Source organism: Micromonospora sp. AB353, assembly GCF_049538395.1.
Lineage (GTDB): Bacteria > Actinomycetota > Actinomycetes > Mycobacteriales > Micromonosporaceae > Micromonospora > Micromonospora aurantiaca.
Window position 1 is genome coordinate 1 of sequence record NZ_JBMVFV010000136.1, and the last position, 8,936, is coordinate 8,936.

8 protein-coding genes are annotated in these 8,936 nt (G+C 76.9%); 4 read left to right on the forward strand and 4 right to left on the reverse strand.

Features of this window, described 5'->3' with window-relative positions:
* Positions 1–183: 183 nt before the first annotated feature.
* Positions 184–873 (reverse strand): DUF3159 domain-containing protein, encoded by a 690-nt coding sequence (locus tag ACPCK6_RS28645; RefSeq protein WP_423482758.1) that lies wholly within the window; start codon positions 871–873, stop codon positions 184–186.
* A gap of 93 nt (positions 874–966) precedes the next feature.
* On the opposite strand from ACPCK6_RS28645, the gene ACPCK6_RS28650 reads away from it, so the two are divergent.
* Positions 967–1,848 (forward strand): phosphatase PAP2 family protein, encoded by an 882-nt coding sequence (locus ACPCK6_RS28650; RefSeq protein WP_396882932.1) that lies wholly within the window; start codon positions 967–969, stop codon positions 1,846–1,848.
* Between the two features lie 5 nt (positions 1,849–1,853).
* A complete protein-coding gene (locus tag ACPCK6_RS28655; RefSeq protein ID WP_423482759.1) occupies positions 1,854–2,525 on the forward strand; it encodes a maleylpyruvate isomerase N-terminal domain-containing protein in 672 nt (223 codons plus the stop codon).
* Positions 2,526–2,532: 7 nt separating this feature from the next.
* Here ACPCK6_RS28655 and ACPCK6_RS28660 read toward each other — a convergent pair whose 3' ends face one another.
* Both ACPCK6_RS28660 and ACPCK6_RS28665 read right to left on the reverse strand, forming a co-directional pair.
* Complete coding sequence (locus ACPCK6_RS28660) at positions 2,533–3,372, reverse strand: DUF1028 domain-containing protein (RefSeq protein ID WP_423482760.1); 840 nt, start codon at positions 3,370–3,372, stop codon at positions 2,533–2,535.
* Between the two features lie 45 nt (positions 3,373–3,417).
* Positions 3,418–4,629, reverse strand: coding sequence for a low temperature requirement protein A (locus tag ACPCK6_RS28665; RefSeq protein WP_423482761.1), 1,212 nt, complete (start codon positions 4,627–4,629; stop codon positions 3,418–3,420).
* Positions 4,630–4,773: 144 nt separating this feature from the next.
* On the opposite strand from ACPCK6_RS28665, the gene ACPCK6_RS28670 reads away from it, so the two are divergent.
* Both ACPCK6_RS28670 and ACPCK6_RS28675 read left to right on the forward strand, forming a co-directional pair.
* Positions 4,774–5,748: an LLM class F420-dependent oxidoreductase gene (locus tag ACPCK6_RS28670; protein ID WP_423482763.1), complete on the forward strand. Its 975-nt coding sequence runs from the start codon at positions 4,774–4,776 to the stop codon at positions 5,746–5,748.
* Between the two features lies 1 nt (position 5,749).
* Complete coding sequence (locus tag ACPCK6_RS28675; RefSeq protein WP_423482762.1) at positions 5,750–6,550, forward strand: SDR family oxidoreductase; 801 nt, start codon at positions 5,750–5,752, stop codon at positions 6,548–6,550.
* 73 nt (positions 6,551–6,623) lie between these two features.
* Here the strand turns inward: ACPCK6_RS28675 and ACPCK6_RS28680 are convergent, their stop codons facing one another.
* A complete protein-coding gene (locus ACPCK6_RS28680; protein ID WP_423482764.1) occupies positions 6,624–8,927 on the reverse strand; it encodes a transglutaminaseTgpA domain-containing protein in 2,304 nt (767 codons plus the stop codon).
* Between the last annotated feature and the right edge of the window lie 9 nt (positions 8,928–8,936).

Genomic DNA, 8,936 nt, shown 5'->3' on the forward strand with positions numbered 1-8,936 from the left:
GTCAGGCCGGGTGGGCCGGCCGTCCGGCCGACGCAGCGGACCGGCCGGCCCACCACTCCGCCCGGCGACGACCCATGGCGCGAAAAGGCACGGAAAAATCAGCGGTCCACGGGATCACATCCGGGCCGTGGACGGAGTAACGTATTTGACGGAGAGGCCGCTCCCCCCGTGGCGGCCTCTCCATTACTCTGTGCGCGCCGCCACACCGTCGGTGCCCGCCGGATCCACCGGGTGCCGCAGCCCCGGATGCCCGGCCGGCAGCGAGCGCCGGATCACCACCCAGCTACCCGCCAGCGCCGCCGCGATCAGCGGCCAGGTCAGCGCCGCCCGCGCCACGGTGAGCGCGACCACGTGCCCGTACAACCACAGGGGCACGAACACCGCGACCCGCAGCACGTAGGTGGCCGCCCACACCCAGCTGGCCCGGCCGTACGCCCGCAGCAGCGCCGGGTCGCGCCGCCACCGGGTCCGCTGGCCCAGCGCCGTGCCGACCACCACACCCAGCAGCGGCCACCGCACCACGATGCTCACCGCCCAGGCCAGCGCGCTGGCCGTGTTGGCGGCGATCTGGAGCAGGAAGAAATCGGCGGCCCGGCCGGTGCGCAACGCGATGAGCGCCGCCACGCAGACCGCGAGCAGACCGACCAGCACCGAGCGGGGACGGTCGCCGCGCCGCCACCGCCAGCCGGCCACCGCCGTGCCGGTCAGCACCGCCGCGAGCACGCCGCCGCCGAGGCCGCCGAGCACCCAGCCGAGCCCGAACGCGAGTGGGGGAAGCGTCGCGTCCACCGCCCCGCGCCGGCCGCCGAGCAGGTCGGCCAGCGACTCCGGCCGCGGCCCGTCGTCCGGTTGACGCTGTGGCGTGCTGGTCACGCGCCACCTCCTCGAGATCGCCCGCCTCACCGTACGCCGCCGCCGCTGGCGCTCCGCCGCGCGCCGGAGCGTGCCTACCGTTAAGTTGTCCGGGTGCGGGAGACGGCGAGGGGTTGGACGGCGGTCTGGTTGGTCGTACTGGCCCTGATCCAGACAGCCGCGTTCGGGCTGGTGTGGCGCTTCGCCGTACACACCGACCTGGGCCAGTGGCTGGACACGGTGGCGCTCACCGGCAACCGGATCGGCCAGGACCGCATCGACGATCCGGTGAACACACTCCTCAACGCCATGTCGGTGGTGTCGCTGCTGGCCGCGACCGCGGTGATCGGCTTCATCGCGCTGATCCGGGGGCGCAAGGCGCTCGCCGTCACCGCGACGCTGCTCATCGCCGGCGCGAACGTGACCACGCAGCTGCTCAAGCACTACCTGCTCCGGCCCGACTTCGGCATCGACCCGGAACGGGCCGCCGCCGGCAACAGCCTGCCCAGCGGGCACACCACGGTGGCCGCCTCGGTCGCGATCGCGCTGATCCTGGTGCTGCCGCGCAAGCTGCGGGTCGCCGGGGCGTTCCTCGGCGCCGGGTACGCCGCCGCCGCCGGCGTCGCCACGCTCTCCGCCGGCTGGCACCGGCCCAGCGACGCGGTCGCCGCGTACCTGGTGGTCGGCGCCTGGGCCGCCGCCGCCGGACTGGTGCTGCTGGTCTTCCAGCGGGAGCAGGCGGTGGTCGAGCCGGGCGACGCGCACCGAATGGCGGGCGCCGTGCTCGGCGGCATCGGCGTGGTGGCCCTGCTGGCCTCCGCGCTGGCGCTGTCCTGGCTGGTGGACCGCTCCACCATCCCCGTCGAGAGCCTCGGCCGCCGTCCGCTGTTCATCGGGTACGCGGGCAGCGCGGCCGGCATCGCCGGCACGATCGCGGTGGTGGCGGCACTGGTGCTGGTCGTGGTGCACCGGCTGGTGCCCCGCTGGAAGGGCTGACGCCGGTGCGGGCCGTACGGGAGGCGTTCCGGGCCGAGTGCGAGCGCCTGGAACGGGTGCTGCGCGATCTGGACGACGCGGCGCTGGACCGGCCCACCCCGTGCCCGCCCTGGCGGGTACGCGACCTGGTCGCGCACGTGAGCACCGGAGCCGGTCGCCTGGCCCTGATGCTCGCCGAACCCGCGCCGCCCCGCGCCGAGGTCGACGCGGCCGCCTACTTCGGCGCGGCCAAGTTCAGCCCGCCGGTCGACCGGGACCGCATCGACTCGGCCCGCCGGGCGGCGCGGGAGCACCCGGGCGCGGCGCAGGTGGCCGACGAGTTCGCCCGGGCCTGGCGCGCCACCGACGGGGCGGTCGCCGCCGCGCCGCCCGGCCGGGTGGTACGCACCCGCCACGGTGACGCGATGGCGCTGCCGGAGTTCCTCCGTACCCGCGTGGTGGAGGTCGCGGTGCACGGCCTGGACCTGGCCGACGCGCTGGACCGGCCGCCGTGGCTGACCCCGGCCGCGGCGGACGTGGTGGCCGGCGTGCTCACCGGCGGTGTGCCGGTGCCGGCCGGACTGGGCTGGGACGCGCTCACCGTGCTGCGCAAGGCCACCGGGCGGCTGCCGCTGACCGGCGACGAGCACGCCGAACTGACGCGCGCCGGCATCGGCCGGCTCGCCTTCGGCGGCTGACCACGGTTCAGCGCCCGGCGCACCGCCGCAGGTGCTCCAGCACGATCGGGTCGATCCGGCCGGGCACGAAGCGTTCCTCCAGGTTCTCCAGGCCGGTCCAGGCGGCCAGCGCGTCGTCCAGGCCGGCCGGGCCGACCGGGTGGCCGGTGGCGGCGAGCAACTCGGCCACCTCGGCCGCGAGCGGGCCGGCGAGATCCCGCAGCGTGGCCGGGTCGGGACGGCCGAACAGCATGTGGTGGATGCCGAGCAGGCGGCGCAGCTCGGCGACCGGGTCGGCGTGGTCGTCCACGCGCAGGTCCACCAGCTCGTCGCCGGTGCCGGCGTAGCCGCCGTGGCGCTGCACCACGAGTATCGCGGCGCTCTGCCGGCCGCGTCGGTCGCCGCCGGCCGCGTCACCGGCGGTGAGCGCGGCCAGCAGCCGTTGCGGGAACGGCAGCTCGTCGCCCGCCAGCCAGGCGTCGCGCAGCGCGTCGATCACCTGCGGGCCGGTCAGGATGTTGCCCTGCGCGGCCCAGCCGTCGCCGGCCTGCCCGCCGGCCCACGGGTGGCAGCGCGGCCCGGTCCAGGTGGCCCCGTCGCCGGTCGCCCCGACCACGGCGAGCTGCCTGTCGTCGCGGCCGGGATCGGCGGCGACCAGCCCGGCGACCGCGTCGCCGGCGGTGACGCCGGTACGCAGCAGCGCGAGCGCCTGCGCCCGGTAGGCGAGGTTCGCGTGCGCCTGGGTGGCGACCGCGCCCACCCGCGCCTCGGCCGCCGGCACCAGCGCACCGGCGGCGAGGAACCGGCTGGCCACGACCACGCCGTACAGGCGCCCGTCGGCGGAGCGGGCGACGAGCGAGAAGGTCACGCGCGGATCGTAGCCGGGTGCGGCGTCCGGCACCGGCGTCGCCGGTCAGAACGGCGTCGCCGCCTCCTCCGGCGGACGGCCCCAGGCGCGGCGCGCGTCGGCCACCGCCACCGCCGCCAGCACCACCGCGGCCAGGATCGCCGCGACCAGCGGCGCGAGGCGCACCAGCAGCGGTACGGGCAGCAGCAGCGCGGCGATCCCCACCAGCCGCGACGGGGAGACGCGGCCGAACACCTCGTACTCGAAGCGGGCCCGGCCGGCCAGGAACAGGGCCGGCCCGCCGACGACCACAGCCAGCCAGGGCAACTCGTTGTGTCCGGCCGGATGCTCGATGACCAGCTCGTAGCCGATCGCGGTGGCGACCACCCCGATCACCATGACCAGGTGGGTGTCGGCGGCGGACCGGCCGATGGTGGCCGGGTGCGCGGCCCGGGTCACCGCCTCGCCCAGGATCTGCCCGGCCCGCTGCACGTAGATCCGCCACAGCAGCACCGAGGTGGCCAGCGCGACGGCGAACGCGACGACCATGCCGGGGCTGGTGGGGGAGCGGGTGAACGACAGGCCGGCGAGCAGGATCGTCTCGCCGAGCGCGACCAGGAAGATCTGCTGGTAGCGCTCGGCCAGGTGCTCGCCGTGGATGTCCCACCGGGACACCGTGGAGCGGCCCAGGCCGGGCACCGGCCAGCCGAACCGGGCGGCGAGGTATTCCAGCAGCAGCGCCGTGCTCCAGAGCACCACCCGGGCGTTGACCGGCAGCAGCGCGCCGGTCAGCCAGAGCACACCCGTCGCGCAGAACGTGATCAGCATGCGCAGCTTGAGCCGCCGGTACTGCTGCTGGTGCAGCACCAGCACGAGGATCGCCGGCCGGCTCACCTGGGCCACCACGTACGCGGCGGCGAACACGAGGCCGCCGTGGCTGAACGCGCGCGGGATCGCCACCCCCATCACCATCGCCGAGATCAGCGCGGTGATCACGATGACCTGCAACCACAGGTGGTGCGGGTCGTAGCGGCTTGTCGTCCACGCCGTGCCCTGCCAGACGGCCCAGAGTGCGAGCAGCAACAGCAGTGTCTTGCCGCCGCCGGTCACCGCCGACCAGCCGGTCTGCCCGCCCTCCAGCACCAGGTCCTCGAAGGCGCGCGCCGAGATCCGGGTCAGCGCGAACACGTACACCAGGTCGAAGAAGAGCTCCAGGAACGTGGCCCGGTCGGGCCCGCCACCGGACGAGCGCAGCGCGGTCGGCTCGGCGGTCCTCACCGCCGGGCCCCGTCCCCGGTCCGACTCATGCGGCAGTCGTAACACTCTTTCCCGGCGCTCCGGTGCGGATCACCCATATCCGCCTGGATCTTGCTCCGGGCGGTGCCGGACGGGCACCATCGACGGGTGACGAACCGATGGGGCATGACCGTGCCGCTGGGCGGTATCCCGCTCGCCGACCACGCCGCGGTCTACGCGGCCCTGGACGACGCCGGGTTCACCGACGTGTGGTCGTCGGAGGTGGCCGGCGCCGACGCGTTCACCCCGCTGGCCCTGGCCGCCGCCTGGTCGCCGCGGCTGCGGCTGGGCACCGCGATCACGCCGGTGTTCACCAGAGGGCCGGGACTGCTCGCGATGAGCGCCGCCGCGCTGGCCGAGGCCGCGCCGGGCCGGTTCGCGCTCGGCGTCGGCGCCTCGTCGCCGGTGCTGGTGCGGGACTGGAACGCGATCGAGTTCGACGAGCCGTTCAAGCGGACCCGGGACGTGCTGCGCTTCCTGCGGGCCGCGTTGCGCGGCGAGACCGTCGACGGCGCGTTCGACACGTTCGCCGTACGGCGGTTCACGCTGGAACGCCCGCCCAGCGTGCCGCCGCCGGTCCTGCTCGCCGCGCTGCGTCCGGGCATGCTGCGGCTGGCCGCCGCCGAGGCCGACGGGGTGATCCTCAACTGGCTGGCCGCCGACGACGTACCGACCGCGCTGGCCGAGGTGGGCGAGCGCCGGCCCGGCTTCGACGTGGCCGCCCGCATCTTCGTCTGCCCCACCGAGGACACCGCCTACGCCCGCGCGCTGGGCCGCCGCATGATCACCGGCTACCTGACGGTACCCGCGTACGCGGCCTTCCACAGGTGGCTGGGCCGCCAGGACTCGCTCGGCCCGATGTGGGAGGCGTGGGCCGCGGGGGACCGGCGGGGCGCCTCCGCGGCCGTACCGGACGAGGTGGTCGACGCGCTGGTGCTGCACGGCTCGCCCGAGCAGTGCGTGGCGGCCGTCCGCCGGTACGCCGACAACGGCGTCGACGTACCGGTCATCGCGGTGCTGCCCACGCCGGAGATCACCGAGGGCGGCGCGGCGGCCTGGATGGACCTGCTGCCCCGGCTCGCCCCCGCGAAGGCGGCCTGAGATGAACCTGACCGACCGGGTGGTGGTGATCACCGGCGGGGCCGGTGGGATCGGGGCGGCGCTGGGCCGCCGGTTCGCCGCCGAGGGCGCCGCCGCGATCGTCCTGGCCGACCTGGCCGCCGACGCGGCCCGAGCCGCAGCCGACGCGATCGGCCCGGTGGCGAGCGGCGTCGGGCTCGACGTCACCGACGAGGCGGCGGTACGCGCGCTCGTCGAGGAGACCGAGCGCCGCCACGGCCGGATCGACCTGTTCTGCGCCAACGCCGGCGTCGCCACCGGCGGCGGCATCGACGCGCCCGACGCGGACTGGGACCGGGCCTGGCGGGTGAACGTGCTCGGGCACCTGCACAGCGCCCGCGCGGTGCTGCCGGGAATGCTCAGCCGGGGGCAGGGCCACCTGCTGCTCACCTGCTCGGCGGCGGGTGTGCTCACGGCGGTCGGGGACGCCCCGTACACCGCCACCAAGCACGCCGCCGTGGGATTCGCCGAGTGGCTGGCGATCACCTACCGGGACGCCGGCATCCGGGTCAGCGCGTTGTGCCCGCAGGGCGTGGACACCCCGATGCTCGCCGACGGCCTCGCCGAGGGGCACCTGGGCGCCCGGGTGATCGCCGCGTCCGGGGCGATCCTCACCCCGGACCAGGTCGCCGACGCGGTGGTCGCCGGGCTGGCCGAGGAGCGGTTCCTGATCCTGCCGCACCCGGAGGTGGCCGACTACGCCCGCCGCCGCGCCGAGGACCCGGACGGCTGGCAGGCCGGGCTGCGCAAGCTCGTCCGGAAGCTGCGCGCCGCCGACCGCTGAGCCCGGCGCGTCGCGGCAGCGTCCTCCGAACCTGGCCGGCAGCGGGCCGCGCGCCGCCGCCCGGCCGGTGCGGTCAGCGGTGCCACCGCAGCGGCCCCGGGTGGACGGTCCACCACAACCGGCCCCACCGGGATCGGGCCGAGCGCAGCGCGTCGCCGAAGCCCCGGCTCAGCCGTGCGGCCCGTTCCGCCTGTTCCGGCGTGACACTGCCCGGCGCGAAGCCCGCCTGGTTGAGCAGGGCGGCCAGCTCGTCGACCGCAGCCTCGTCCGGGCCGCCGGCCGCCGCGCCCGCTCCGGGCCGGTCCGTGGGCCCGGCCGCGCCGTCCCCGGGCCGCTCCGTGGGTCCGGCCGCGTCCGCTCCGGACCGCGCCGCGCGGGCCTCGGCGAGTGTCCGGCGGGCCCGCTCGGCCACCTCCGCCGCCGCCAGGTCCGGCCCGGCCGGGTGCCCGGCCAGCCGCAGTGCGTCGGTCAGCTCCCGCCATGCGCCCGCGACCCGCTCGCCCGGGTCGGCGGCGTCCAGGCGGGAGCGGGTCAACCGGCGGCGCGCCGCGTACAGGGCCGCCAGCACCGCGCCGACCAGTAACGCCAGCCCGCCGACGCCGCCGGCGACCAGCACCGGCGTCCCGAGCCCGCCCTCGGCCCGGCCGGGTGCTGGTGCGGCGGCCGGGGGCGTCGCGCTCGGCTCCTCGGTGGGCGCCGGCACCTCCGACGGCGGCGGGTCCTCCGGCTGCGGCCGGAAGTCCTCCTCCACCGGGCGGGGCTCCTCATCAGGACGCGGCATCGGGTCGAACGGCACCCAGCCGACGCCGTCGAACAGCACCTCCGGCCAGGCGTACGCGTCGGCCGCCCGCACCGGACCGTCGCCCTTCGGGTCGAACCCGACCACCACCCGGGTCGGCAGGCCGGCGAGGCGCCCGAGCACCGCGAACGCGGCGGCGAACTGCTCCGAGGTGCCCCGCTGCCCGCCGCCGTTACGCGGCCCGAACAGGAAGAACGCCAGGTTCGGGTACGCGTGCCCGCTGGGCGCGTCGGCCGTCACCCGGTAGTGCTCGGCCAGGAACGTGGCGATCGCGTCGGCGCGCGCGTACGGGGCGCCGTTCGACTCGGCGAGCTGCGTGGCGAGCCGGCGCACCGGCTCCGGTGCCCCGTCGGCCACCCGCAGCACCCGGGCCACCTCGTCCCCGGCCGGCACGTTCGCCGTGGGCAGCAGGTTCGCATCCGGGCGCTCCCGCACCGACGACACCTCGTACCGCAGCCCCGGCGCGAGCCCCTCCGGGCGGATCAGCGTCCCGGTCGCCGGGTCGTACGCCACCCGCGCGCCCGTCACCTCGCGCGGCGTGGGCACCGCCGGCAGCAGCCGCCCGGTCAGGTCGCCGACGGTGATCTCCTGGCGCACCTCGTCGGTGGCCGCGTCCGGGGCGGGCTCGGCGGCGGGCAGGATCCGCCCCGCGTTGCGGTACGTGGCACCGACCCGCCAGGTCACCCCGTCGTAGTCGCTGAGCACCGCCAGCCGGATCCGCGGCGACCCGTCCCCGGCCGCGCCCCCCGTGGTACGCACGTCGAGCAGCCGCTGGTCCGGGTTCAGCGCCCACCCGGAGATCCGGATCAGCGGGTTCTCGTCCAGCGACTCCACCCGGGGCGGCTCCACGTAGCGGCGCGGGTCGACGGGTCGCTCGTCGACCTGGGCGGCCACCACCGGGGCGAGCAGCGCCGCCAGCACCACCACCACGGCGAGCCCGGCCGCGCTCGCCGCCACCAGCCGCAGCCGCACCGCCGCGCGTACCGCAGGGGTCAGACCGGCGACCGGATCGGGCGCCGGGCCGTCGCGGCGCCCGGGCGTCGCCAGGCCGGCCGCCGCGACGGCGGCGAACAGCACCGTCGGGCCGATCGCCGGATCCGCGTTCGGCCCGACCACGTAGAGCGCGCCGGCGTAGAGCAGCGCGGGCGGCAGGTAGCCCAGCAGCACCCGCCCGGCGCGCAGCGCCACCTCGGCGGCGGTCAGCCCGGCCAGCCACGCCGCGACCACCGGTACCAGCACCGTGTCCGGGGCCGGCTCGACCGGGATCATCGCGGTGAGCAGCCGGGGGATCGCGTTGCGGGCCGCGTCGGCGGCCACCTCGCCGAGCCCGCCCGGCAGCGCCGCGTGTACGGCGGCCAGCCGCAGCGACAGCAGCGTCCACCCGGTCAGCGCGGCCACCGACAGCGGCGCCACCAGCCAGGACGGCAGCCGCCGCGCGGCCACGCTGACCAGCACCGAGCCGGCGGCCGCGCCGGCCATGAGCCGGGTCAGCAGCGGGTCCGCGTACACCCGGCCCAGCACCACGCCGGAGAGCGCGACAAGCACGATCAGCGCGGCCGGGACCGGCACGGCCCGCAACGCCCGGAC